Origin of the sequence: Streptomyces sp. NPDC060027, from assembly GCF_042737005.1 — a bacterium.
Classification (GTDB): Bacteria; Actinomycetota; Actinomycetes; order Streptomycetales; family Streptomycetaceae; genus Streptomyces.
On record NZ_JBHWVI010000004.1, the window covers coordinates 101,022 to 127,522 of the forward strand.

Here is a 26,501-nt window from a genome sequence, read left to right on the forward strand (position 1 = left end):
ATCTCCTCGGGTCTTGACTCCCGAGGGATCGGGTCATGCTGACGCTGCGGAGTGTGACGGTACATCCCGCCCCCGTGTCAAACGGGAAAAGCCCGCAACGGCCACTCGAACGGTAACCCGACTACCGCCATTCCTGCCGCCCGGAGTGTCGACCAGCTCTTTCGGGCCTATCCGGAGGGTAACTTCCCAGTTACCGGAGCCCCGGCCCTCACGCGCGGTCTCACACGCGCGTGAAGCACCACATTCCCAGCGCCAGTGCCCCGCTTCCGGCGACGCTCGCGAGGGTCGCCGATGCGACGCGGTTCACACCGTGGGCGACGGACTCGCCCTGCCGCACCCGGACCACGGTCCAGGCCAGGAGCCCCCCTCCGAACAGGGCGAACACCGCCCCCGCGAAGATCGCCGGTCCGCTTTCCATGGCTCTGTCCTTCCGCCCCGAGTCTCAGGATCGGGAGGCTGACACGCCCCGGCAGCGGACGGGCGAACCCACGATGAACGCCGGGCGACCGGCGCCCCATGGGGCGCCCACACCGTACCCGGCGGCGCCGTGCGCCCGGTCGTCCTCTTCTCCTCGGCGCGGCTTGCCGCCCACCCGACTGTGGCGAATCCGTCGTCGCGTCCCCCTTCATCGCCCAGCCGGCCGAACGCCCCCGCCTCCGCCCGGTCACCCGACGCGACAGGAACCGACCACCGCGTAGCTTTCCCGCAACCCATCCCCTTCTTCTGGCCCTTTTCTTGCGGGCCATTTCCCCAAGCCATTTCCCAAGACCAAGCCCGCCCGATATCCACGCCGATGCGGATCTCCGTCCCTATGCCCCTGTCGATGTCCATGCCTGTACCCACGTCCGTCGCAGCGGCTCGGCGCGGCGCGGACGGGGCGGGGCGGCGCGGGCGGGGCGGGCGGGGCGGGGCGGCGCGGGCGGGATGCTGAGGATTCCGGCCGTGGTGACGGCCGAGCGGGAGGGCGCAGGCGATGCCGGAGCCGGAGGCGGAGGGCGAGGCTGTGACGGGGGAGACGGCGACAGAGGCAGAAGCGACGGGCAGAGGCTGTGGCGAATGGGGTGACCGCGGCGGCGCGGTGGCAGAGACGGTGATCGTGGCGGTGGCGGTGGCGGTGGCGGCGGTAGGCCAGGGTTCTCGGGACTCCAGCTGAAGCACGACGCCGAGGTCGCCACAGTCGCCAAGGTCGCCAAGGTCGCCAAGGTCGCCAAGGTCGCCAAGGTCGCCAAGGTGAACGGCACGCGCGGGAGAGATGGCCGGAAGCGTCTGCCATCGAACGGATGTTGGCCTGTTTCCCATCCCTGGGAAGAATGCCGGCCCGACCCTCGTGCAGGACGCCGATCCGGTCCTGCCGGAGCCCGTTCCCGAACGCCGAGCCAACACCCTGCCCTGGCCCAGCCTCCAACCCCGGCGAGCCGTGCGCCCCGGTCATGGGCGTCGATCAGCGCAGACTCAGCCCAGGCTCAACCCAGCCCCAGACCCAGGCTCAGCCCAGACCCAAGCTCAGCCCAGGGCCCGACTCAGCCCAGGGTTGGCGCAACTCAACCCAGGCCCAGGCTCAACCCAGAGCCCGGCTCAACCCAGGGCTGGCTCAACGCAGACGCAGCCTCAACCCAGGGCCCAGCTCAGCCCAGGACCGGTTCACCCCCACACCCCGCTCCCCGTCCCAGCTCCAACTCCAGCCCCCTACTCCACCGGCTCCAGGAACCCCTGCTCCACCAGCAGGCGGATCTGCGCGGGCGTCCGGTCGCGCAGCAGCACCGGGTCCTCGCCGACCAGTTGGGCGATGGCGTCGAGGATGCGCCCCGCGCTCAGCGTGCCGTCGCACACCCCGGCGAAGCCCGCGCCGACCGTGTCCACCTTGGTGGCCCGGCGCATTCCGCGGTGCTGACGCAGCACCACATGCTCCGGGTCCTCGGCGCCGGGCAGCCCGACCTGCTCCTGCACGACCTCCGCCACGAGCCTGAAGTGACCGGCGAGCAGACCCGCGTCGTCGTGGCGCCGCAGATAGTCGAGCCGGTCGAAGTGCGCGCGCACGGCCTCGCCGAGCGGCTGCTCGACCGAGTGCGGCCACTCCTCGACCGTGACCGAGGGCTCGGCTGCGGCTGTCCTGCGCAGCGTGATCCATCCGAAGCCGACGGACTTCACCTTGCGCGCCTCGAACTCGTCGAGCCATGCGTCGTAGCGCGCCTGATAGTCGGCCGGGTCGGCACGGTGGTCGCCCGCGTCGCGCAGCCACAACTCCGCGTACTGCGTGACGTCCTGCACCTCGCGCTGAACGATCCAGGCGTCGCAGCCGCGCGGTACCCAGGAGCGCAGCCGGTCTTGCCAGTCCTCGCCTTCCACGTGTTGCCAGTTGGCCAGGAACTGGGCGTACCCCCCTTCGTTCAGCCGGTCCCCCGACTCCTGAACGAGCGTGCGGCACAGATCGTCCCCGCCCATTCCGCCGTCGCGATACGTCAGCCGGGCACCCGGCGAGATCACGAAGGGCGGGTTCGAGACGATCAGGTCGTACGTCTCGTCGGCGCGGACGGGCTCGAAGAGGGAGCCCTGGCGCAGGTCGGCGGCCGGGGCGCCGGAGAGGGCGAGGGTGAGTGCGGTGATGTGCAGCGCGCGGGGGTTCAGGTCGGTCGCGGTCACACGCGTGGCGTGCTGCGCGACGTGCAGGGCCTGGATTCCGGAGCCGGTGCCGAGGTCGAGCGCGGAGTGGACGGGCGTACGCACGGTGATGCCGGCGAGGGTCGTGGAGGCGCCTCCCACGCCCAGGACGACACCTTCCTCCCGGCTGCCGATGCCGCCGGCTCCGCCGACGGCGCATCCGAGGTCGGACACGATGAACCAGTCCTCGCCGCCGGGCCCGCCGTAGGGCCGGATGTCGACGGTCGCCGCGACCTCGTCCCCGCCCGTCCGGGTCAGCCAGCCGCTCTCCAGGGCGTCCTCGACGGGCAGCACGTCCACCACACGCGCGTGCGGCACGGGCTGCTGCAGCAGGAACAGCCGTACGAGCGTCTCCAGCGGTGTGTCCCCACGGGTCGCCCGGAGGGCGGGCACGGTCTCGCTGCGCGCCAGCGCCGTGTACGCGGGGGCGCCGAGCAGGTCGAGCAGGCCGTCGGCGGTGAAGGAGGCGCCGAGCAGGGCGCTCCGCAGCCGAGCGGCGACATCGGCACGATCGGACGAGGGCAACGGTGACAGGCTGGTGTGACTCACGCCTCCCATTGTGTCCGCTATCGCCCACCGGCACCCACACCTGTGGACAGAGCCTCACATGTGGACAGCGCGTGCCGAGAGCCCGGCACGTACCCGCGCCGGGCTCTCATTCGGTCGAACAGACGATCACCGCCGAGGGGGCTCCTCTCCGGAGCTCCCTTCTCGGCAGCCGACGGGGAGTCCCTCGGCCACCGTCGCGGGCTCCTCCGGAGACTCAGCCCTTGGCGGTCGCCGGGGACCCGGAAGCCGACTTGCAGCTCTCCTGCTGGGCCATCGCCTGTCCCACCTCGCCCTCCTCCAGCTTCTTCAGGGCGTCGTTCCCGCTCTGGCTCAGCTTGTCGAGCTGGGTCGCGATGTCCTTGAGGCCGTCGGCGAACTTGGCCTGGTCCTTGGTGTCGAGCTTGTCGACCTGCGCCTTCAGCTTGGCGTACGACGCGGAGATGTCGTTGAGTTCCTTGACCGCGTTGGTCTGCTTCGTCTTCCCGCCGTCGACGTTCGGCGCTCCCGCGTTGTCGACGGCGCTGCCGATCGCCTTGTAGGCGTCGGACATGTCCTGGAAGGCCTGTGCGTCTGTGTTCTGAACGGCATCCGGCGTGCTGTTGTCCGAGGTCTGCTTCTGGATCGCGGCGTTCGCGGCCTCGATCTTCTGTGCCTGCGGCTTCACCGCGTCACAGACCTGCTTGGCCCAGGAGTCCAGCTTGTCGTTGCCGTTGTCGTCGCTGCTGCTGCATCCCGACAGCGCGAGTACCAGTACCGCACCGCCGGACAGTGCGGCCGCGAGCTTCTTGTTCACCGGTTTGGTCCCTTCCATGGCCCTCGGCCCCGGAACATACACGCCATGTGGGCGACACCCATATGTCGAATGTCCGCTAAGACACCTATTAAAGCCATTTGCACCAAGCGAGAGAAGGCTCACGACGAGGGTGTGAACACACACAGGGCGGGCGCACAGCGCGTCAACACGCGCCGCCCACCCGCCCGTTGGCCCCTTCCCTGACCAGGCACGGAAATTCCGTACCGCATCAGGCGCGGAACCTGTGAGCTAGGAAACCACCGCCGGATCGGCCGACTTGGCGACCCCTTCGTCGTTGCCTTCCTCATCTCCCATGACGATCCCGCGCCGCTTGGAGATGTACACGGAACCCACGATCACGACGATCGCGAAGATGGCGATGAACACCCGTACACCGACGCTCTTGTCGTCGCCGTACGAGAACTTGACGATCGCCGGAGCGATCAGCAGCGACACCAGGTTCATGACCTTCAGCAGCGGGTTGATCGCGGGGCCCGCCGTGTCCTTGAAGGGGTCACCGACCGTGTCGCCGATCACCGTCGCGGCGTGGGCCTCGCTGCCCTTGCCGCCGTGGTGGCCGTCCTCGACGAGTTTCTTTGCGTTGTCCCACGCGCCACCGGAGTTGGCGAGGAAGACGGCCATCAGCGTGCCGGTGCCGATGGCGCCCGCGAGGAACGAGCCCAGCGCGCCGACACCGAGCGTGAACCCGATGGCGATCGGCGTGAGCACCGCGAGCAGGCCTGGTGTGGCCAGTTCGCGCAGCGCGTCCTTGGTGCAGATGTCGACGACGCGCCCGTACTCGGGCTTCTCGGAGTAGTCCATGATCCCGGGGTGCTCGCGGAACTGCCGCCGCACCTCGTAGACCACCGCTCCGGCGGACCGCGCCACCGCGTTGATCGCCAGCCCCGAGAAGAGGAAGACAACCGCGGCACCCGCGATGAGACCCACCAGGTTGTTGGGCTGCGAGATGTCCATCATCAGGTTCATCGGCGCGCCGGGGCCGGAGACCTTCTCACCCACGTCGCTCGCCGCCGTCGTGATCGCGTCACGGTACGAGCCGAAGAGGGCCGAGGCCGCGAGGACGGCGGTGGCGATGGCGATGCCCTTGGTGATGGCCTTGGTGGTGTTCCCGACGGCGTCCAGGTCGGTAAGCACCTGCGCGCCCGCGCCCTCGACGTCGCCGGACATCTCGGCGATGCCCTGCGCGTTGTCGGAGACGGGACCGAAGGTGTCCATCGCGACGATGACACCGACCGTGGTGAGCAGGCCGGTTCCGGCGAGCGCCACCGCGAACAGCGCCAGCATGATCGACGTACCGCCCAGCAGGAACGCCCCGTACACGCCGAGGCCGATCAACAGAGCGGTGTAGACGGCCGATTCGAGACCGATGGAGATGCCGGCGAGGACGACGGTGGCCGCGCCGGTCAGTGAACTCTTGCCGATGTCCCGCACGGGACGGCGGGTTGTCTCGGTGAAGTAGCCGGTCAACTGCTGGATCAGAGCGGCCAGCAGGATGCCGATCGCGACGGCGACGACCGCGAGGATCCGCGGATCACCGCCCTTGGCCTTGATCGCCGCGTCCGTGACACCTTCCAGTTCGGCGTAGGTCCCCGGGAGGTAGATGTAGACGGCCAGGGCGACCAGCACGAGCGAGATCGCCGCGGAGATGAAGAAACCACGGTTGATCGCGGACATGCCGCTGCGGTCGGAGCGCCGGGGTGCCACCGCGAAGATGCCGATCATCGCGGTGAGTACGCCGATCGCGGGCACGATCAGCGGGAACGCGAGCCCGGAGTCGCCGAACGCCACCTTGCCGAGGATCAGCGCGGCGACGAGCGTGACGGCGTACGACTCGAAGAGGTCCGCGGCCATACCGGCACAGTCGCCGACGTTGTCGCCGACGTTGTCGGCGATGGTCGCGGCATTGCGCGGGTCGTCCTCCGGAATGCCCTGCTCGACCTTGCCGACCAGGTCGGCGCCGACGTCGGCGGCCTTGGTGAAGATGCCGCCGCCGACACGCATGAACATGGCGATCAGCGCCGCGCCGAGACCGAAGCCCTCCAGGACCTTCGGCGCGTCGGCCGCGTACACGAGCACCACACAGGAGGCGCCCAGCAGACCGAGCCCCACCGTGAACATGCCGACGACGCCGCCGGTGCGGAAAGCGATCTTCATGGCTTTGTGCGAGACAGCGGTGAGATCCTTTTCTGGCTCACCCTCCGCCGGAGTCGCTTCCCGTGCCGCGGCGGCCACGCGGACATTGCTCCGTACGGCGAGCCACATACCGATATAACCGGTGGTCGCCGAGAACACCGCGCCGATCAAGAAGAAGATCGACCGTCCGGCGCGCTGATTCCAGTCGTCCGCGGGCAGCAGCATGAGCAGGAAGAACACCACGGCGGCGAATACGCCGAGCGTGCGCATCTGACGTCCCAGGTAGGCATTCGCGCCTTCCTGGATCGCCGTCGCGATCTCCTTCATGCTGTCGGTGCCCTCGCCTGCCGCGAGAACCTGGCGGACCAGGATCCCGGCGACCACGAGCGCCGCCACGGCGACGACCGCGATGACCATCACGATGAGACGGTTGTCGTCCGTCAGAACCGCGGCCGCGAGGGTTGTGGGGTGGTCAAACTGATGAGGGGTAGAAAGCCCCGCCATTCGTCCTCCTTGACGCTTGGGCTGAGCTCAAGATGTGGACGGATTGTAGGTACCGGAACCTGATCAAAACAGTGCGCGGTAAGCGGAATTAATCTTCACATGCCCTTCGGCAAATGATCGACAGGCGTCCACGGAACCCAAAAGCAGTAATGCCCCAGAAGCGTTGACGCTTGATCCAATTATCGCGCGCCTGATCGTGAATGAATTCACGAAACGCCGTGCGCGATCAACTCGGGGACGCGCGCAAGAGCCCTGACATGCCAGCCCGGACATGCCGAAGGGCCCCACCGAGTAGGGCCCTTCGGGGCAAAAACAGGGGCGGCTGTCAGGAAAGAGCCACGGCCGGCGGCGTAGTGGGCCAGCTCATCCTGATCAGTCCGCCGTGTTCTCCGGCGGTGACTTCCACATCGTCGACGAGGCCGCTGATGACCGCGAGGCCCATCTCGTCCTCCTCGGTCTCCGCGTCCGAACCGCCGGAAGCGGCGCCGGGCGCCGCTCCTCCGGGCACCGAGCCCGGCGCCTCGTCGCCGACCTCGATGGAGAACAGCTTCTCCTCCTCGATCAGCGTCACCTGCACCGGCGCCGAGATGCCGTTGCTCTGGTGCAGTCCGACGGCACGAGTACAGGCCTCGCCCACGGCGAGCCTGACCTCGTCTAGTACGGCCTCGTCCACTCCGGCCCTGCGCGCCACCGCTGCCGCCACCAGTCGGGCGGTCCTGACGTGCTCGGGCAGCGCGCTGAAGCGGAGTTCAACGGTGGCCATGCATCCCCCTCTGAACTACGGGCGTGCTGTCAGGGGGCCGGGCCGTGGGCCCGGTCCCCCCACTTCTGCGAAGCCGGGCCCACGACCCGGGAGACCGGTGGTCAGTCGGTCGCGTTGACCGCCTCCTCCACCGAGGTGTGAATCGGGAACACCTTGGTGAGACCAGTAATACGGAAGATCTTCAGAATGCGCTCCTGGTTGCAGACCAGACGCAGCGAGCCCTCATGGGCCCGTACGCGCTTCAGGCCGCCCACGAGCACGCCCAGACCGGTGGAGTCGAGGAAGTCCACGCCCTCCATGTCGACGACGAGGTGGAAGCTGCCGTCGTTCACCAGCTCGACCAGCTGCTCCCGCAGCTTGGGCGCGGTATATACATCGATTTCGCCGCCGACCTCGACGACCGTACGGTCGCCATTAGGGCCGGACACATTGCGAGTCGACAGGGACAGGTCCACGGATCCTCCAGCACCTTGCTATCGAGCGGTCGCCCCATGGGACACCTCGGCAGAGCCCCCGGGACGGTTCGCCAGCCGCGATGGCATTCAATCACTTACCGGCAGGCGTGCACGACGCCTTGAGCCCATTGTCCGTCACGCCAGTGACACACTCGATGCCGATGGCCAAGAATCACCGATCCGATCGATCCTCGACGGACACAGTTTCCCGCCCCTCGCCGAGCACCGTCCTGGACCGGCTCGCCTCGGGGCCGAGCCGGGCTTCGCGCATCACTCATACGGAGCACTTGCCCCCGCGAGCGGGTCGCCATGCCGTCTGGCCCGACCGGATCCGTTCCGAGGTCATCGCCGCGGTGCAGGCCGCAGGCATCGAACACCCCTGGGCCCACCAGGCACAGGCCGCCGAGCACGCCCTCGACGGCGAGTCCGTGATCGTCGCCACCGGCACCGCCTCCGGCAAGTCCCTGGCCTACCTCGCCCCGGTCCTGACGGCCCTCCTGGACGGCTCCGAGGCCCCGAACGGCCGGGGTGCCACCGCCCTCTACCTGGCCCCCACCAAGGCCCTGGCGGCCGACCAGCGCCGCTCCGTGAAGGAACTTTCACAACCTCTGGGCAATGCCGTACGCCCAGCCGTGTATGACGGCGACACGCCCTTCGAGGAACGCGAATGGGTACGCCAGTACGCCAACTACGTCCTGACCAACCCCGACATGCTGCACCGCGGGATATTGCCCTCCCACCCCCGCTGGTCCTCCTTCCTGCGCGCCCTGCGCTACGTCGTCATCGACGAGTGCCACACCTACCGCGGCGTCTTCGGCTCCCACGTCGCCCAGGTGCTGCGCCGCCTGCGCCGCCTGTGTGCCCGCTACGGCGCCTCTCCCGTCTTCCTGCTGGCCTCCGCGACCGCCGCCGAGCCCTCGGTCGCGGCGCGCCGCCTGACCGGCCTCCCGGTGGTCGAGGTCTCCGACGACGCCTCCCCCCGAGGGGAACTGGTGTTCGCGCTGTGGGAGCCCCCGCTCACCGACCTGCACGGTGAGAAAGGTGCACCCGTCCGGCGTACCGCCACCGCCGAAACGGCCGATCTGCTGACCGACCTCACCGTCCAGGGCATGCGCTCGATCGCCTTCGTACGGTCCCGGCGCGGCGCCGAACTGATCGCGGTGATCGCCCAGGAACGCCTCGCCGAGATCGACCGCTCACTGGCCCGGCGCGTCGCCGCCTACCGAGGCGGCTACCTCCCCGAGGAACGCCGGGCCCTGGAGCGCGCACTGCACTCCGGCGAACTCCTCGGCCTCGCCGCCACCACCGCCCTCGAACTCGGCGTCGACGTCTCCGGCCTCGACGCCGTCGTCATCGCCGGCTACCCCGGCACCCGAGCCTCCCTCTGGCAGCAGGCGGGCCGCGCCGGCCGCTCCGGGCAGGGCGCGCTGGCGATCCTGGTCGCCCGCGACGACCCGCTGGACACGTTCCTCGTCCACCACCCCGAGGCCCTGTTCGACCAACCGGTGGAATCCACGGTCCTCGACCCCGACAACCCGTACGTCCTGGCCCCTCACCTGTGCGCCGCCGCCTCCGAGATCCCACTCACGGAGGACGACCTGGAGCTGTTCGGCCCCGCCACCGCCGATCTGCTGCCGCAACTGGAGGCCGCGAAACTGCTTCGTCGCCGGGCGACGGCCTGGCACTGGACGCGCCGGGAGCGGGCCGCCGACCTGACCGACATCCGCGGGGGCGGCGGCAGCCCGGTGCAGATCGTCGAGTCCGGAACCGGGCGCCTGCTCGGCACGGTCGACGAGGCCGCCGCGCACACGGCGGTCCACGAGGGGGCGGTCCATCTGCACCAGGGCCGTACGTACCTGGTGCGCAAGCTGGACCTGGAGGACTCCGTCGCACTGGTCGAGGAGGCCAGCCCGCCGTATTCGACGGTCGCCCGCGACACCACGTCCATCTCCGTGCTCGAGACCGACGTCGAAGTCCCCTGGGGCGAGGGCCGGTTGTGCTACGGCTCCGTCGAGGTCACCAACCAAGTCGTCTCCTTCCTGCGTCGACGCGTCATCACCGGCGAGGTTCTCGGCGAGACGAAACTCGACCTCCCTCCTCGGACGCTCCGCACACGTGCCGTCTGGTGGACGGTCACCGAGGACCAATTGGACGCGGCCCGGATCAACCCGGAGATCCTCGGAGGCGCCCTGCACGCCGCCGAGCACGCCTCGATCGGCATGCTGCCGCTCTTCGCCACCTGCGACCGCTGGGACATCGGCGGCGTCTCCGTCCCCCTCCACCCGGACACACGCCTGCCGACCGTCTTCGTGTACGACGGCCACCCGGGTGGCGCCGGATTCGCCGAGCGCGCCTTCCACACAGCCCGCTCCTGGCTCACGGCCACCCGCCAGGCCATCGCCTCCTGCGAGTGCGACGCCGGCTGCCCCTCCTGCATCCAGTCCCCCAAATGCGGCAACGGGAACGACCCCCTGCACAAACGAGGCGCCGTACGCCTGCTCACAGAGTTGCTGCGAGCGGCGCCGGAGGAGTCAGCACCGGAAGAGGGCCGTAGGAGTGAGAGCCGGGGCAGTGAGGGCACGGAGTCGGGGCTGGGTGCACCAGGGGCGAGAGCTCAGGACCGGAATGCCGAGGGCTCAGGGCCGGAAGAGTGAAATCCGGGCGGCACGAGGGCCGAGCACCGAGGGCGTGGGCCTAGATCCGAGGCAGTGAGGGCCTGGACCCGAGGTAAGCGGTTCGCAGGATCTCTGACCGCCGGGCTCCGGCCCCGCGGATCCCGCAGGCCCCACGGATCCTGAAGATCCCGGGCGCTCTGAAGACTCCGCAGCTCCTACAGATCCGCCAGGCCCCGCAGGTCCGCCCGCAGGTCCCGCCCTCGATCTGACCTCCGCCGTGAACGGCCCTTTTCCGGATGCCGCCGTCACGTCCGAGATCTCGCCCTCGACCGCGCACCGGACGAGCCGCGCGCTCTGCGCCCGGGCCACACGGTCGGCGCGGGCGCAGGCCCCCGCACCGCCGTCGCTCCAGTGGTCCGCCGCGGCGAGGGCCGCCAAGTCGGCCGCCCCCGCTGCCCGGTGCCGCACCACGACGGCCTGCCCCATCGCCAGCACCGCTCCGAAGACGGCGCACAGCACAGCGATCGCACCCACCGTCCAGACGGTCGCCGATCCTCTGTCCGAGGCCGCACGCCACCGCGCAGGCCAGCGGCTCACAACGGACGACCACACCCGTCGCCCGCTCCCCTTGCGGCTCCAGCGCCTCATCTCCCGACCACCCCCACCGACTCCTCCGCCAGGGCGACCGCCTCGTCGCTCAGTTCCAGGGACAGCGCGGCGGGCCCCGGCGTACTCGCACCGACCCTCACCCTGACCAGGTCCGCCTCCCGGCTCACCGTGACCCTCGCGCCGGGCGGGGCGGCCCGGCGGGTCGTCGCCAGGACCGCTTCCGGTGAGTCCTGGCGCGCCGCCGCCCGAGCTCCCGCCCTCGCCGCGTCCACGCACTGGATCTGCGCGGACGCGGCGAGCAGGGCCCAGACCAGCGCCATGCCGACGAGCACCAGCGAGGGCAGCACCACAGCGGCCTCAGCCGTTACGAATCCACCGTCGCGACGCCGGACCGGACCGGCCCTCAACAGGGCCGCCCGCAAGCCCCGTTCACATCTGGACATTGAGCGCCCGCCCCACGATGCCCTGCAGTTCCTCACCGACCTGCCCGCTCGTCGCGACCTTGTAGAGCGCGGCCGCGAAGGCCACCGCGGCGATGACACCCACCGCATACTCGGAAGTGACCATTCCCCTGTCCCTCCGCACTACCGACGCCAGCATCCGGACCCGAGTCCGTACACGCCCTCGCCCTTGCTCTCGCCCTCGTCCCTGCGTTCGTCCTTGTCCGAGAACTCGTACCGTCCTGCGCATTTCAACCCCCGTAAGGTCCAGGCCTGTCGGCCATTTCGTCCACTCGCCATTCACCGCTCGCCGCACCTGCCGCTCGTCACCCACCACCCCCTCGCAGCAACCCGCCGGCCAGCCCGATCACCACGGGCAGCACGCCGATCGCGAGGAAAGCGGGCAGAAAACACAGCCCCACAGGCGCGGTGACCATGACGGCCGCCCGGCGTGCCCGCGCCGTCGCGGTGCGTCCCCACTCGGCTCGGGCCTCCGCCGCGAGCCGGCCGACCGGCACAGCCGCCGGTACGCCCGACTCGCCCGCCCGCTCCAGCAGGCGCGCCAACCCGTGGGCACCCGGAATCGACGCCAAACTCCGCCACGCATCGACCGGCTCACCCCCGAGCCGCACCTCCGCCGCACCCCGAGCCAGCCGTTCGCCCACCGGCCCGCCCAGGGCCTCGCCGACGGCCTGTGCCGCCGTCACAGGGCTCGCCCCCGCCGCGATGCAGGCGGCCACCAAGTCGGCAGCGAGCGGTAGTTGGCGAGCGGCCCGCACCCTGTCGTACTCCTCCAGCGGCGCCGGATTCCGCCGCCGACGCCACCGCCGGACCCCGAATCCGGCCGCCAGCCCCACCAGAATCCCGGGAAGACCTCCGATCAGGACCCAGCCTGCGCACACCACGCCCAGCACGGGCAGCCATCGTCGGCCGTAGCCCCGTACGTCGTGGCGTCTCGGCGACGGCGCCGTCTTCAGGCACAGCAACTCGACCAGCCGCCTGCGTGCTCTCCTCTCGCGCCGCACCGACCCGAGCCAACGGGCCGACGAGCCGACCAGGAGCACTCCGCACACCACTACCCCCAGCCTGTGGACAACTTCCGCGCTCATACCGTCTCCGCCCCTCGGACGATCCTCAGGGCCCACCACAACCCCACGCCCTCCAGCACACCGCCGACCAGCAGACAGCCCAGCCCGGGAGCGGTGTGCAACAGCACGTGCAGCGGGTCCGCACCGAGCGCGGTGCCGAGCAGCAGGCCGAGGACCGGCAGGCCCGCGAGCATCGAGGCCGTCGAGCGCGACCCGGCCAACTGGGCACGCATGTCCGCTCTTTGATCGCGCTCGGCGCGCAGCGCGCCTTCCAGCCTGTCCAGTCCGGCCGCGAGTCCCGCACCCCGGTCCACGGCCACGCGCCAGCACGCGGCGAGCCCCACCAGACCGTCGGCGCCGGGTTGCCGTGCCGCCTCGGTGAGCGCACCCGGCACGTCCCCGCCGAACCGCGCCGCGGCCAGCACCACCGGCTGCGCGTCACCGAGTCCGTCCGAGTCACGCACGGCTCCGAGCAGCGCCTCGCCGGGCTGACGTCCGGCCCGCACCTCGCCGGCGATGGCACCGCACAGGGCGATCACCGTGTCGCCGCGCCGCTCCCTCTCCCGCCGGGCCTCTCCCGCCCGCCGTACCCTCCCCAGCAGTGGCACTCCGGCCGCCCCGAGGAGAAGCGGCAATACCGAGGCGCCCAGCACCGCGATCACCGATCCCGCCACCAGAGACCAGAGTTCGGGCCGCATCCGCCCGCGCAATCGCCGCCAGTCGGCAAGGACCCGTTCCCATCGCGGCGGCCCCGTCGTCACCCCGCCACAGGCGAGTAGCAGTCTCGCTCTGCGTGCCCCCGAGTCCCGCCCGCCGATCAGCCAGGCCGCGATCCCGGCACACGCCATGGCCGCCCCCGCGGGCGCGTCCGCCATCTCACCGATCCCCATTCCGCTCCCCGTTCGTATTCCGCCGCCCGAACCCCGTCACGTCCCTGGCGTCCTTCCATCCGAGGGACTCGTTGCACTCCGCCTGTGCCGAGGAACTTCCTCCGTCCCGGACCGAATCGGCCCGGGACCTCCGTCGCTCCCGTCCCGGAGCAGCCCCCGCAGCCGCTCCCATCCCCGCTCGTACGCGAAGGCGTCCTCGCCCCACCGCAGCGCCGGCACCGTCACCACCAGCCCCGACGTATCGCGTTCCAGCACGTGCACCTCGGCGATCCGGCGCCGTCCGGTCCGGTCCCGCACGAGATGCAGGACCACGGACAGCGCCGCCGCCAACTGGCTGTGCAGGGCCGCCCGGTCGAGCCCGGCCGCAGTGCCCAGGGCCTCCAGCCTGGCCGGGACCTGCGCCGCCGCGTTCGCGTGGACCGTGCCGGAGCCGCCCTCATGGCCGGTATTCAGAGCGGCCAGCAACGAGACGACCTCGGGACCGCGCACCTCGCCGACCACCAGCCGGTCCGGTCTCATCCGCAGGGCCTGCCGGACGAGATCGTGGAGCGCGACGAGTCCGACGCCCTCCTGGTTGGCCGGCCTCCCTTCCAGACGCACCACATGCGGATGGTCGGGCCGCAGCTCCGCCGAGTCCTCGGCGAGCACGATCCGCTCCCCGGGACCCACCAGCCCCAGCAACGCGCTCAGCAAGGTCGTCTTCCCGGAGCCCGTGCCCCCGCTGATGAGGAAGGACAACCGGGCGTCCAACAGCGCTCTGAGCACCCGGTCGCCGCCGGGCGGCACCGTCCCTGCCGCCACCAGCTCGTCGAGGGTGAACGCGCGCGGCCGTACGACACGCAGGGAGAGGCAGGTGGAGCCGACGGCGACCGGTGGCAGCACCGCGTGCAGTCGTGTCCCGTCCGGCAGCCGGGCGTCCACCCAGGGGCGGGCGTCGTCGAGCCTTCTGCCGGCCACGGCAGCGAGGCGTTGCGCGAGACGTCGTACGGCTGCCGCGTCCGGAAAGGTCACGGCGGTCAGCTCCAGGCCGCCGCCCCGGTCGACCCACACCCGGTCGGGCGCCGACACCAGCACATCGGTCACCGACGGGTCGGCGAGCAGCGGTTCCAGCGGGCCGCTGCCGACCAGCTCGGAGCGCAACCGCTCGGCCGCGCCGAGGACTTCGGTGTCCCCGAGGACCCGCCCCTGTTCGCGCAGCGCCTGCGCCACGCGCGCGGGGGTCGGCTCGGAGCCGCTCTCCGCCAGCCATTGGCGCACGCCGTCCAACAGCCCCGCACGTCCGTCCGCCCCGACGCCGGGCCCGTCCCACGCCTCCGCACCTCCGGGCATGCCTTCTGGGCCGTCCCGAGCGTCCGTCCGGCGGGAGAGGTAGCGCCTGGGCCCGTCCCGCGCCTCCGTCCACCCGTACGAGGAGCCCTCATGTGTGGCCTGAGGCCTCGGTCCCGGCCACCTGCCGAGTGTCCCGGCGGGGTCTGTACCCGTGGCCGCGTGCCTGTTCATACGCCCCCTCCTTCGACCGGAACCCGCTGCCAGAAGGCCGTGCAGAACCGGGCCAGAGGTCCCCTCGGCATGCTCCCCGGAGGCGGCCCACCGTCCAACGGGAAAGGTTCGGCGGGCACTTCGCCCACCAAGGGCAGGTCGAGCAGGCGGGCGACCTCGCGGTCGTCGAGGCCCGGTGCGTAAGGGCCCCGCACCGCGACCCGGAGATCGCGCAGGACCATGCCGACCGCGGACGCCACCCGCCCGGCCGCCGCGATGGAGCGCAGGTCGGCCGGGACCACCACCAACCCCATATCGAGCTGGGCGAGGATCTCGGCGACACCCTCGTCGATGCGGCGGGGCAGGTCGACGATCACCGCGCCCCCTCGCCGTCTGGCGGCGGCCAGCACCGCACGTACCGCCTGCGGAGGAATGGTGACCGCGTCGCTCCGGTCCCAGCTCAGGACCCGCAGCGCGTGCAGTTCCGGCAGGGACTCCTCCAGCGCGCCGCCGCCGACCCTGCCGCGGGATGCGGCGAACGCCGGCCAGCGCAGGCCCTCGGAAGCCTCTCCGCCCAGGAGTACGTCGAGTCCGCCACCGAGAGGGTCCGCGTCCACGAGCAGGGTGCGCTTCCCCTCACGCGCCGAGGTGAGGGCGAGCGCGCAAGCCAGCGTGGAGGCCCCGGCCCCGCCGCGGCCGCCGAGCACGCCGACGGTGAGGGCGGGCCGGCCGACTCCTTCGGCCACGTCGGCGATGCGGTCGACAAGCCATTGCTCGCCGTCCGGCAGCACAAGGACGTGGTCGGCGCCGATCTCGACAGCGCGCCGCCAGACTCCGGAATCGTCCTGATCCCGGCCGACCAGCACCACTCCCCTTCTCCGCGCGGCCCCCCGCACACGCGGTGCGGCGTCGTCTCCGACGAGGACGAGGGGTGCCGCCTCCCAGCTGCCCCTGCGTTCCGGAATCCCGTGGTGGACCTCGGGGCGTGCTCCCGCCGCCGCGCACAGCCGCAGCAGGTCGTCCAGGAGGTCGGCGTCCTCGGTGACGATCAATGGTCCGCCCTGCCGCCCCTCGGCGGTGGGCGGCCGGTCATGGGTGATGGCTCCTGCCACGATCTCCAGCCCCCTTCACTGCTTCCTGCGCGGGGGCCTTCAGGACCCCCGCGATTCCCGTTCGTGTGGAGATCCGGCAAGCGGCCTCCATACGAACGGCCGATACGAACCGGCCAAACGCCTCCGACAAACGGAACCGGCCATGAACTGGCCGCGAACGGGGCGCGTGGGAATCACCGTGCAGCGATCCCGGAAATCGTGTGGATCTTGGTCGAAAACTGTGGACAACTCAGCGGCTGTGAATATCGCCTTCACCCATATCGGTGAGCGCTCAACGACTTCCACAGAGCATCCCAGCGGCTACACACAGTGACGAATCGCGGGTGCGCGAAGAGGGCGGGAATCAACGGTGCCGAGACGGCTCCGGGGCCGCGCAGAAGAGGGGAAAACCCATCCGGACATGCGACGACCCCCGCCGGGGGGGAGAGCGGGGGTCGTCCCCACGGCCGACTCGGGGGGGGAGGAGTCGGACCGGGTTAGCACGGTCGCGAACGATCCGTGACTTCCATGGTGTACCCGAGAGCCCTCTCAGGCAAACCCACGCGCCTCACCTTACGCCGAATGGTGGGCCCTATGCTCAACCTCGTGGAAAACCACTCCTTGCCTCGTACAGCAGCCTTCTTTGACCTGGACAAGACGGTCATTGCGAAGTCGAGCACGCTCACCTTCAGCAAGTCGTTCTACCAAGGCGGGCTGATCAACCGCAGGGCGGCCTTGCGCACTGCATACATCCAGTTCGTGTTCCTGGCGGGTGGCGCCGACCACGACCAGATGGAGCGGATGCGCAAGTACCTGTCCGCGATGTGCCGCGGCTGGAACGTCCAGCAGGTCAAGGAGATCGTCGCCGAGACCCTGCACGACCTCATCGACCCGATCATCTACGACGAGGCCGCGTCGCTCATCGAGCAGCACCACAAGGCCGGCCGCGACGTCGTGATCGTGTCCACGTCGGGTGCCGAGGTGGTCGAGCCGATCGGCGAACTGCTCGGCGCGGACCGCGTGGTGGCGACCCGCCTGGTCGTCGGCGAGGACGGCTGCTTCACCGGCGAGGTGGAGTACTACGCCTATGGGCCGACGAAGGCCGAGGCGATCAAGGAGCTGGCCTCGTCCGAGGGCTACGACCTCCCCCGCTGCTACGCCTACAGCGACTCGGCGACCGATCTGCCGATGCTGGAGTCCGTCGGGCATCCGCACGCGGTGAATCCGGACCGCACACTGCGCCGCGAGGCGGTCGCCCGCGCGTGGCCCATCCTGAACTTCCACCGTCCGGTCCGGCTGAAGCAGCGGCTGCCCGCCCTGTCCGTACCTCCCCGGCCCGCACTGGTCGCGGCGGCCGCGATAGGAGCGGCGGCGGCCACGGCAGGGCTCGTCTGGTACGCCAGTCGACGTCGCGCTTCGGTCGCGTGAGCCGTCACGCGTATGCGTGCGGCATATTAAGGTCCATTACTCACCCTTTTGAACCTAAAAGTAAAGAAGTGCGGCCAGGGGTTCCGCTTCCTCCGGACCTGGAGTACAAAGGGTTTAACGGCCCGCGAGACCAAGGACATCCGAGAGGATCACCTTCAAACGCAACCCGGCCCCACGGACCGAGCATGAACATCGAGCACCCACGCGACGTCGACCCGTCGATTACGGGCCAGCCGCACCAGGTAACGGGCAGAAGTTCCCGACCTGATGGGCAAATATCGAGGACGCCTGGTAACCCGGTGAACGTGCCAGCGGCGGTACGAGAACTCGTACCGCCGCAACCCTTTTCCGGGGAGTCGGGCGCCCGCTACGCGGCGCCGCGCTGGAGCGCCTCGCAGACCGCGGCGGACTCCCTGACACCCAGCTCGACAGCCCTGCCGCAGTGGGCGATCCAGGCGGCCATGCCGTCCGGGGTTCCGGAGACGTAGCCGTCCAGTGCCGCGAGGTAGGCCGCACGGCCGAGTTCCGCGTGACCGACCTCCGCCGGGCAGATGGACTTCGGGTCCAGGCCGCTGCCGATCAGGACGATGCGTTCCGCCGCGCGCGCGACCAGGCCGTTGTGGGAGGTGAAGGGGCGCAGGGCGATCAGTTCGCCGTGGACGACGGCCGCCGTGACCAGGGCGGGGGCCGAGCCGCCCGCGATGATGAGCTGCGAAAGGCCTTCCAGACGACCGGCGACCTCGTTCGCGTCGGGCAGCGGCAGCTCCACCAGAGGCTCGTCCACCTGCTCCCCGTTCTGCCGCGGCCGGCCGACCTCGTCGCTCTGATCGGCCGCCGCCACCAGGTGAAGCCTGGCCAGCACACGCAGGGGGGACTGCCGCCAGATGGACAGGAGCTGGCCCGCCTCCGAGGTCAGCCGCAGGGCGGCGCCGACCGTGCGGCCCTCGTCGTCCGCGCTGAAGTCGGTACGCCGGCGCACCTCTTCGAGGGCCCAGTCCGCACCGGACAGCGCTGCGGAACCCCGGGCCCCGCGCAGCGCCGCCTCGGACGTGATCTCGTTGCCGCGACGCCGCATGATCCGGTGCCCGTAGACCCGGTCCACGGCCTTGCGGACGGATTCCACGGATTCGGCCACCCCGGGAAGCGAACCCAGGACCGCGAGCGGGTCGGCGGTCGCACCTGTCGTACTCATGAGTACGACATTACGCACCCAGAGACCGCACCCCACGAAGGAGTGGTCTTCTTCACGCGCCGCGAGCACCCGGAGCTACGGTCGCACTACCCTTGGTGAACATGAAAATTGCTTTCGTTGGGAAGGGCGGCAGCGGCAAGACCACACTGTCGTCGCTCTTCATCCGCCACCTCGCCGCCTCAAGGGCGCCGGTCGTCGCCATGGACGCCGACATCAACCAGCACCTGGGGGCCGCGCTCGGGCTCGAGGAGACGGAGGCCGCCGCGCTGCCCGCCATGGGCGAGCGGCTGCCGCTCATCAAGGACTACCTCCGCGGTTCCAATCCACGCATCACGTCCGCCGAGACGATGATCAAGACGACCCCGCCCGGTACGGGCTCACGACTGCTGCGCGTCGATGAGGCCAATCCGGTGTACGACGCCTGCGCCCGGCCGGTGGAACTCGACGGCGGCGCCGTCCGTTTGATGGTCACCGGCCCGTTCACCGAGGCCGATCTTGGAGTGGCTTGCTACCACTCCAAGACCGGTGCGGTGGAGCTCTGCCTGAACCATCTCGTCGACGGCCTGAGCGAGTACGTCGTCGTCGACATGACGGCGGGTTCCGATTCCTTCGCGTCCGGCTTGTTCACCCGCTTCGACATCACGTTCCTCGTCGCCGAGCCGACACGGAAGGGAGTCTCCGTCTATCGCCAGTACAAGGAGTACGCCCGCGACTTCGGCGTCGCCCTGAAGGTCGTCGGCAACAAGGTGCAGGGCCAGGACGACATCGACTTCTTGCGAGCGGAGGTCGGTGACGACCTCCTGGTCACGGTCGGGCACTCGGACTGGGTGCGCGCCATGGAGAAGGGCCGGCCGCCCCGGTTCGAGCTCCTGGAGGAGGCCAACCGGCGTTCGCTGCACGCCTTGCGGACCGCCGCCGACGCCACGTACGAACGGCGCGACTGGGAGCGGTACACGAGCCAGATGGTGCAGTTCCACCTGAAGAACGCCACCAGTTGGGGCAACGCCAAGACCGGGGCGGACCTCGCGGAACAGATCGACCCCGGTTTCGTACTCGGCGAGAGTCCGATGGCAGCGGCGTGAGCGGCCGGCCGGCCCGAAGCATCACTACGGCCTGAGCGACAGGCCGGCCCGGGGCACCGCTACGGCTTGGCCGTCGGCGCCCCGGGGACGCCCTTCGGGGCGGGGGCCGGGCGGCCCGAGAGGAAGGACGCCCAGCCCTGCTTCGGCGCCTCACCGACCTGGAGGCCGCGGAGCTTGGCGAGGGTGCCCGGGTCCTGGACGTCGAGCCAGTCGGCGAGCTGTCTGAAGGAGACACAGCGCACGTCGGCCTTGGTGCAGACGCGTTCGACGACCTCGTCGACGGCACGCATGTAGTTGCCGCCGTTCCAGGACTCGAAGTGGTTCCCGATGATCAGGGGAGCGCGGTTGCCGTCGTAGGCGCGGTCGAAGCCCCTGAGCAGGCCGTCACGCATCTGGTCCCCCCAGAACCGCTGCTTGCCGGGGTCGCCCTGGGTGAGGGTGCCCGACTGGTTGACCATGAAGTTGTAGTCCATGGTGAGCTGCTCATAGGAGTGCCCGGGGAAGGGCACGAGCTGCATCGACAGGTCCCACATACCCCTCTCCTTCTTCGGCCAGAGCTGGTCGTTGACGCCGCTGGTGTCGTAGCGGAAGCCCAGTTCGTGGGCCGCCTTCATGAAGTTCTGCCGGCCCTCCAGACAGGGGGTGCGGGCACCGATGAGTTCCTTGTCGTAGTCGAAGGGCAGTGATGCCGCCCCCGTCAGGCCCGCGTTGGTCTTCCAGGACTTCACGAACGACTTCGCCTGGGCGATCTCGCTCTTCCAGTCCGCGACCGACCACTGGCCGACCCCGCCCTCCGTACCGCAGAAGTGGCCGTTGAAGTGCGTACCGATCTCGTTGCCCTCGAGCCACGCGCCGCGCAGTTGCTTCACTGTGTCCTGGATGCCCTGCTCATCGTTGAAGCCGATCTCCGAGCTGCCGGGCGAGTGCTGCGGCGGCCGGTACAGGTCGCGCTTGTCCTCCGGCAGCATGTACACGCCGCTCAGGAAGTACGTCATCGTCGCCTTGTTGGCCTTGGAGAGCTTCCGGAAGTGGGAGAAGAGCTTCTGGCTGTCCTCGCCGGCGCCGTCCCAGGAGAAGACCACGAACTGCGGGGGCTTCTGACCGGGCTTGAGCCGTTCGGGCCGGGGCAGATGCGGCTGCGCCCCGGTGTACGAGGTGGAACCGTCACCGATCAGACGGACCGCGGCCTTGGGTGCCGCGGGGGCCCCCGCGGCCTTCTTCGCACCGTGCGCCGCGCCTTCCTGGGCAGCGGTGGTACCGCCCGCGCAACCGGCGAGCGCCGTGGCGCAGGCCGCGGCGAGTGCTACACCCGCGGCGATCCTCTGGGTGGCGGCCATCTTCCGCCCTCCTCTTTCTCGGTCGGGTCAACGCCGATCAGGGCGCTATCGCGGTTATGTACAGCTATGTACCGACAGCGCCGTCAAGGTTTCACGGGACCGAGAAGTAATAAATACGACAAGCCGATCAAAAGCCCACCTCACCCCAAGGAGTGATTCGATGCCCCATTTGCTCCTATATTCGGCATGAGCCCTTTACTCTGCATTACGATCCGTTTACCGAGCGTTGAAAATCCCGCCGCTGCACGCCGTGACCCACGGCCGCGACCCGCCCCCCGCCGATATGGACGGGGGACCACCTGTTCCGCGACCGCGCTGCCCCGGAGGAGACGGGAACCATGTCTGCCTGCGTCCCCACCCGCGCCGCCGATTCGACTCGGCCCGCGCACGTCCACCCACCCCACAGCCCCCCGCCGACCCCGCCCCGCCGCTTCCGTATCGCGGGCGCGGATCTGTCGGCCTCGATCGCCGTCTTCCTGATCGCCCTGCCGCTGTCCCTCGGCATCGCCCTCGCCACCGGCGCGCCGCTCCAGGCCGGCCTCGTCGCCGCAGCCGTCGGCGGACTCGTCGTGGGACGCCTCGGCGGCTCACCGCTCCAGGTGAGCGGACCCGCCGCCGGGCTCACGGTCGTCACGGCCGAGCTCATCCACCACTACGGCTGGCGCGCGACCTGCGCCATCACCGTGCTCGCCGGAATCACCCAACTGGGCCTCGGCTGCCTGCGCGTGGCCCGCACGGCCCTGGCCGTCAGCCCCGCGATCGTGCACGGCATGCTCGCCGGAATCGGCGTGACCATCGCCGTCGCCCAGCTGCACATCGTGCTGGGCGGCATCCCGCAGAGCTCCGTCCTGGACAACCTCGTCGCGCTGCCGGACCAGGTGGCAGGCATGCACCCCGCGGCGGTGTCGATGAGCGCGCTGACACTGGCGCTGCTGTTCGCATGGCCGCGTATCCCCGGGCGCACCGGACACATGCTGCGCAAGGTCCCCGCCGCACTGGTCGCCGTCGCCGGAGCCACCGCGACCGCCTCCCTCGCCGGGCTGACGCTGCCCCGAGTCGACCTGCCGTCCTGGAGCAGCCACGCGCTGGCCGGGCTGCCCGAAGGCCCGGTGCTCGGCATCGTCGCCGCCGTCCTCACCGTGACGCTGGTGTGCAGCGTGCAGTCGCTGCTCGGCGCCGTCGCGGTGGACAAGCTGGTAAGCAGCCGCCCGGAACTCCAGGCACACGTGGGCCGTTCCCGACTCGACCGGGAACTGCTCGGGCAGGGCGCCGCCAATGTCGTGTCCGGCGCGCTCGGCGGACTGCCGGTCGCCGGCGTCGCGGTGCGCAGTTCCGCGAATGTGCAAGCAGGTGCCATCAGCCGGAACTCCACGATGCTGCATGGCGTTTTCGTAGTAGTTGCCGCGCTGCTGATGGTCCCGATCCTGGAGCTGATCCCCCTCGCATCGCTCGCCGCCCTGGTGATGGCCGTCGGCATCCAGATGGTGTCCCTGCACCACATCCGCACGGTCACCCGCCACCGCGAAGTGCTGGTGTACGCCGTCACCACGTTCGGCGTCGTGTTCCTCGGAGTTCTCGAGGGCGTGGCGCTGGGGGTCTCCGTGGCCGTCGGCGTCGCCCTGCACCGTCTCGGACGCACCCGGATCACCCACGACGAGAAGGAAGGAGTCCATCACGTACATGTACGAGGGCAGTTGACGTTCCTCGCGGTGCCTCGACTCAGCCGCGCCCTGCATCTGGTGCCCCGAGGGGCGGACACCGTCGTGGAGTTGGACGGCTCGTTCATGGACCACGCCGCGTACGAGTCGCTGCACGACTGGCAGAGCACGCACACCGCCCAGGGCGGCACGGTCGAGCTCACCGGCCGGACCGGACAGCGGATCGCCGAGCCGGCGAATTCCACGCACTGCCGCTGCCGGCCCTGGACGCCCTGGCGGAACCATCAGTGCGAGGCCTCCGCCGTCCCGGAGTCCGCTTCCTCGAACGACCCTTCGGCCGGGCAGGACGAGGGGACCGGCGAGGCCAGACCGAGCGGGCACCAACTGGCGCGCGGTATCAGCGCGTTCCAGCGCAACACCGCACCCCTGGTGCGCGATGAGCTGGCCCGGCTCGCACGGGAGGGGCAACGTCCGTCCCAGCTGTTCCTGACCTGTGCGGACTCCCGGCTCGTCACCTCGATGATCACCTCCAGTGGTCCGGGAGACCTGTTCGTCGTACGGAATGTGGGCAACCTCGTGCCGATGCCCGGAGAGGAGAGCGGGGACGACTCGGTGGCCGCGGCCATCGAGTACGCGGTGGACGTGCTGAAGGTGCGGTCCATCACGGTGTGCGGGCACTCCGGGTGCGGAGCCATGCAGGCCCTGCTGGCCTCGGAGCCCGGAGGGGCGCTCACGCCGCTCAAGCGGTGGCTGCGGCACGGGCAGCCGAGCCTGGACCGGATGGCCGCCAAGGACAGGCCGTGGGCGCGGCTCGCCGGACGGGCGCCCGCCGACACGGTGGAGCAGCTCTGTCTGACCAATGTGGTGCAGCAGTTGGAGCACCTGCGGGCGCACGAGTCCGTGGCGCGGGCCCTGCGGGAGGGCATGCTCGAGCTGCACGGAATGTACTTCCACGTGGGTGAGGCCCAGGCGTATCTGCTGACCGACGCCGACGGGGCCGAGCTGTTCGATCATGTGGGCGCGGCGGAGGATCTGCGGCATCCGGCGTGATCGGGCGGTGGTGCGCGGCCCGGGTCGGCAGGGCCGCGCACCACGTACAACCCCGCTCTCGATGCTCCGGCCCCCACCGGCTACGGCGGCTACGGCGGCTACGGCGGCTACGGCGGCTACGGCGGCTACGGCGGCTACGGCGGCTACGGCGGCTACGGCGGCTACGGCAAGGGGATCATCGACGCGCCCGGTCGCGAAACGGGATGCGGGAGGGGCGGGGAGGGGGCGGGGGCGGGGGCGGGGAAATCTCGGCCGGCAGGGGAAGAAGTATCCGGTGCGGGGCAGGGAGAAGTGTTCGGCGTGTGGTGGTTCCCGCCTCCGCGGTGAGAGCGGCGGCCCCTCTCCGTTCCTCGCGTCAGCCGACCCAGTGGGCGTGGTCGATGCGCGTGGTCGATGCGCGTGGTCGCCGGTGGGCTGGTCGAAGTGAACCCGGTGGCCGGAGCGTACGTGCCCCAGGGTGCGGACTTCGTGTGTTCTCGTGAGAGGCGCCGGGCCGTGCCGCGGGGCGAGGACGTGCCGCGCGGACCGAAGGCCCGGGCCGGCGACACAGGATAGGTCTAAACCAATTCTGGATCGGGCCTTGTCACCGAGCCCCCCGGTCTGATGAGCTGTGGCCTGGGACACAACGGACACCCTGGGAAAGGGAGATGTCGTGAGCAACGAAAGCCTGGCCAACCTGCTGAAGGAAGAGCGCAGGTTCGCGCCGCCCGCCGACCTGGCGGCGAACGCCAATGTCACCGCGGAGGCGTATGAGCAGGCCAAGGCTGACAGGCTCGGCTTCTGGGCCGAGCAGGCCCGCCGCCTGACCTGGGCCATCGAGCCGACCGAGACGCTGGACTGGTCGAATCCGCCGTTCGCGAAGTGGTTCGCCGACGGAAAGCTGAACGTCGCGTACAACTGCGTGGACCGGCATGTCGAGGCCGGGAACGGCGACCGCGTCGCCATCCACTTCGAGGGCGAGCCGGGCGACAGCCGGGCCATCACCTACGCCGAGCTCAAGGACGAGGTGTCGAGGGCCGCGAACGCCCTCACCGAGCTGGGCGTCGGCAAGGGCGACCGGGTGGCCATCTACCTGCCGATGATTCCCGAGGCCGTCGTCGCGATGCTGGCCTGCGCCCGTATCGGCGCCGCGCATTCGGTGGTCTTCGGCGGATTCTCCGCGGACGCGATCGCCACCCGCATCCAGGACGCCGACGCCAAGCTGGTCATCACCTCCGACGGGGGCTACCGGCGCGGCAAGCCGTCCGCGCTGAAGCCGGCCGTCGACGACGCGGTGAGCCGGGTCGACGGGGTCGACAAGGTGCTGGTCGTGCGTCGTACCGGCGAGGACGTCGCCTGGACCGAGGGCCGCGACGTGTGGTGGCACGACATCGTCGGACGGCAGTCGGCCGAGCACACGCCGGAGGCGTTCGACGCCGAGCACCCGCTGTTCATCCTCTACACCTCCGGGACCACCGGGAAGCCGAAGGGCATCCTGCACACCTCGGGCGGCTACCTCACGCAGGCCTCGTACACCCACCACGCCGTCTTCGACCTCAAGCCGGAGACCGACGTGTACTGGTGCACGGCCGACATCGGCTGGGTCACCGGGCACTCGTACATCACGTACGGACCGCTCTCGAACGGCGCGACGCAGGTGATGTACGAGGGCACGCCGGACACGCCGCACCAAGGCCGGTTCTGGGAGATCGTCCAGAAGTACGGGGTGACGATCCTCTACACGGCGCCCACGGCCATCCGTACGTTCATGAAGTGGGGCGACGACATCCCCGCGAAGTTCGATCTGTCGTCCCTGCGGGTGCTCGGGTCGGTCGGCGAACCGATCAACCCCGAGGCGTGGATCTGGTACCGCAAGCACATCGGCGGGGACCGTACGCCGATCGTCGACACCTGGTGGCAGACCGAGACCGGCGCGATGATGATCTCGCCGCTGCCCGGAGTCACCGAGACGAAGCCGGGGTCGGCGCAGCGGGCCCTGCCCGGCATCGCGGCGACGGTGGTCGACGACGAGGCGAACGAGGTGCCCGACGGCGGTGGCGGTTACCTCGTGCTGACCGAGCCGTGGCCGTCGATGCTGCGCACGATCTGGGGCGACGACCAGCGGTTCCTCGACACGTACTGGTCGCGCTTCGAGGGGAAGTACTTCGCCGGGGACGGTGCCAAGAAGGACGACGACGGCGACATCTGGCTGCTCGGACGCGTCGACGACGTGATGCTCGTGTCCGGGCACAACATCTCGACGACCGAGGTCGAGTCGGCCCTCGTCTCCCACCCGTCGGTCGCCGAAGCGGCGGTCGTGGGTGCGGCGGACGAGACGACCGGACAGGCGATCGTGGCCTTCGTCATCCTGCGCGGAACGGCTTCCGCCGAGGACCCCGGACTGGTGGCGGACCTGCGCAACCACGTGGGCACCACGCTCGGTCCCATCGCCAAGCCGAAGCGGGTCCTGCCGGTGGCCGAGCTGCCGAAGACCCGGTCGGGGAAGATCATGCGCCGCCTGCTGCGCGACGTGGCCGAGAACCGCGAGCTCGGCGACGTCACGACCCTCACCGACTCCACGGTGATGGACCTGATCCAGGCGAAGCTGCCGGCCGCGCCCAGCGAGGACTGACGCGGACTCACCCCCGCCCGGCCCTGAGGGGTGTGGGAGCACCCGGTGCTCCCAC

18 protein-coding genes and 3 pseudogenes are annotated in these 26,501 nt (G+C 70.2%); 5 read left to right on the plus strand and 16 right to left on the minus strand.

The features are described 5' to 3' along the window. Positions 1-220: 220 nt before the first annotated feature. From ACFWBT_RS02225 to bldG, 6 genes are all read right to left on the minus strand, one after another. Positions 221-418, minus strand: coding sequence for a hypothetical protein (locus ACFWBT_RS02225; RefSeq protein WP_385694737.1), 198 nt, complete (start codon positions 416-418; stop codon positions 221-223). Positions 419-1,686: 1,268 nt separating this feature from the next. Beyond that, positions 1,687-3,216: a methyltransferase gene (locus ACFWBT_RS02230; RefSeq protein WP_385694740.1), complete on the minus strand. Its 1,530-nt coding sequence runs from the start codon at positions 3,214-3,216 to the stop codon at positions 1,687-1,689. A gap of 205 nt (positions 3,217-3,421) precedes the next feature. Further along, positions 3,422-4,018 (minus strand): small secreted protein, encoded by a 597-nt coding sequence (locus ACFWBT_RS02235; protein ID WP_385694743.1) that lies wholly within the window; start codon positions 4,016-4,018, stop codon positions 3,422-3,424. 231 nt (positions 4,019-4,249) lie between these two features. Next, on the minus strand, positions 4,250-6,658 hold the full coding sequence (locus tag ACFWBT_RS02240) for a sodium-translocating pyrophosphatase (RefSeq protein ID WP_385694744.1): 2,409 nt from the start codon (positions 6,656-6,658) through the stop codon (positions 4,250-4,252). A 325-nt stretch (positions 6,659-6,983) separates the two neighbouring features. Then, a complete protein-coding gene (locus tag ACFWBT_RS02245; protein WP_385694745.1) occupies positions 6,984-7,421 on the minus strand; it encodes an ATP-binding protein in 438 nt (145 codons plus the stop codon). A 101-nt stretch (positions 7,422-7,522) separates the two neighbouring features. Continuing rightward, positions 7,523-7,876: an anti-sigma factor antagonist BldG gene (bldG, locus tag ACFWBT_RS02250; protein ID WP_028799135.1), complete on the minus strand. Its 354-nt coding sequence runs from the start codon at positions 7,874-7,876 to the stop codon at positions 7,523-7,525. Between the two features lie 80 nt (positions 7,877-7,956). Here bldG and ACFWBT_RS02255 point away from each other — a divergent pair, with 80 nt between their 5' ends. Then, entirely contained in the window at positions 7,957-10,530 is a 2,574-nt protein-coding gene (locus tag ACFWBT_RS02255; RefSeq protein ID WP_385694748.1) for a DEAD/DEAH box helicase, read from the plus strand. Between the two features lie 189 nt (positions 10,531-10,719). On the opposite strand, the pseudogene ACFWBT_RS02260 reads toward ACFWBT_RS02255, so the two are convergent. From ACFWBT_RS02260 to ssd, 8 genes and pseudogenes are all read right to left on the minus strand, one after another. Then, positions 10,720-11,139: pseudogene (locus tag ACFWBT_RS02260) on the minus strand (Rv3654c family TadE-like protein); the annotation flags it as partial. Beyond that, positions 11,136-11,543, minus strand: coding sequence for a TadE family type IV pilus minor pilin (locus tag ACFWBT_RS02265; RefSeq protein ID WP_385694750.1), 408 nt, complete (start codon positions 11,541-11,543; stop codon positions 11,136-11,138). The gene ACFWBT_RS02265 and the pseudogene ACFWBT_RS02260, both read right to left, overlap by 4 nt. Next, complete coding sequence (locus tag ACFWBT_RS02270; RefSeq protein WP_385694751.1) at positions 11,530-11,667, minus strand: DUF4244 domain-containing protein; 138 nt, start codon at positions 11,665-11,667, stop codon at positions 11,530-11,532. The genes ACFWBT_RS02265 and ACFWBT_RS02270 overlap by 14 nt, the downstream gene beginning before the upstream one ends. A 199-nt stretch (positions 11,668-11,866) precedes the next feature. Next, entirely contained in the window at positions 11,867-12,649 is a 783-nt protein-coding gene (locus ACFWBT_RS02275) for a type II secretion system F family protein (RefSeq protein WP_385694754.1), read from the minus strand. Beyond that, on the minus strand, positions 12,646-13,518 hold the full coding sequence (locus ACFWBT_RS02280) for a type II secretion system F family protein (protein ID WP_385694757.1): 873 nt from the start codon (positions 13,516-13,518) through the stop codon (positions 12,646-12,648). The genes ACFWBT_RS02275 and ACFWBT_RS02280 overlap by 4 nt, the downstream gene beginning before the upstream one ends. Positions 13,519-13,554: 36 nt before the next feature. Continuing rightward, positions 13,555-14,847 (minus strand): TadA family conjugal transfer-associated ATPase, encoded by a 1,293-nt coding sequence (locus ACFWBT_RS02285; RefSeq protein ID WP_385694759.1) that lies wholly within the window; start codon positions 14,845-14,847, stop codon positions 13,555-13,557. Between the two features lie 88 nt (positions 14,848-14,935). After that, positions 14,936-15,160 (minus strand): annotated as a pseudogene (locus ACFWBT_RS02290) (hypothetical protein); the annotation flags it as partial. Further along, a pseudogene (ssd, locus tag ACFWBT_RS02295) lies at positions 15,105-16,109 on the minus strand (septum site-determining protein Ssd); the annotation flags it as partial. The pseudogenes ACFWBT_RS02290 and ssd, both read right to left, overlap by 56 nt. A 573-nt stretch (positions 16,110-16,682) precedes the next feature. Between ssd and ACFWBT_RS02300 the strand changes: the two are divergent. Next, a complete protein-coding gene (locus ACFWBT_RS02300) occupies positions 16,683-17,516 on the plus strand; it encodes an HAD family hydrolase (RefSeq protein ID WP_385694762.1) in 834 nt (277 codons plus the stop codon). Between the two features lie 367 nt (positions 17,517-17,883). Here the strand turns inward: ACFWBT_RS02300 and ACFWBT_RS02305 are convergent, their stop codons facing one another. After that, positions 17,884-18,708, minus strand: coding sequence for an oxidoreductase (locus ACFWBT_RS02305; protein ID WP_385694764.1), 825 nt, complete (start codon positions 18,706-18,708; stop codon positions 17,884-17,886). A 101-nt stretch (positions 18,709-18,809) separates the two neighbouring features. Between ACFWBT_RS02305 and ACFWBT_RS02310 the strand changes: the two genes are divergently transcribed. Then, positions 18,810-19,790 (plus strand): ATP-binding protein, encoded by a 981-nt coding sequence (locus tag ACFWBT_RS02310; RefSeq protein ID WP_385694767.1) that lies wholly within the window; start codon positions 18,810-18,812, stop codon positions 19,788-19,790. A gap of 59 nt (positions 19,791-19,849) precedes the next feature. Here ACFWBT_RS02310 and ACFWBT_RS02315 read toward each other — a convergent pair whose 3' ends face one another. Further along, the gene (locus ACFWBT_RS02315) at positions 19,850-21,127 is read right to left on the minus strand and encodes a hypothetical protein (RefSeq protein WP_385694770.1); all 1,278 of its coding nucleotides are present in this window, start codon (positions 21,125-21,127) and stop codon (positions 19,850-19,852) included. Between the two features lie 338 nt (positions 21,128-21,465). On the opposite strand from ACFWBT_RS02315, the gene ACFWBT_RS02320 reads away from it, so the two are divergent. Next, the gene (locus tag ACFWBT_RS02320; protein WP_385694773.1) at positions 21,466-23,835 is read left to right on the plus strand and encodes a SulP family inorganic anion transporter; all 2,370 of its coding nucleotides are present in this window, start codon (positions 21,466-21,468) and stop codon (positions 23,833-23,835) included. A 610-nt stretch (positions 23,836-24,445) separates the two neighbouring features. Then, positions 24,446-26,446 (plus strand): acetate--CoA ligase, encoded by a 2,001-nt coding sequence (acs, locus tag ACFWBT_RS02325; RefSeq protein ID WP_385694776.1) that lies wholly within the window; start codon positions 24,446-24,448, stop codon positions 26,444-26,446. The last annotated feature ends 55 nt before the right edge of the window (positions 26,447-26,501 follow it).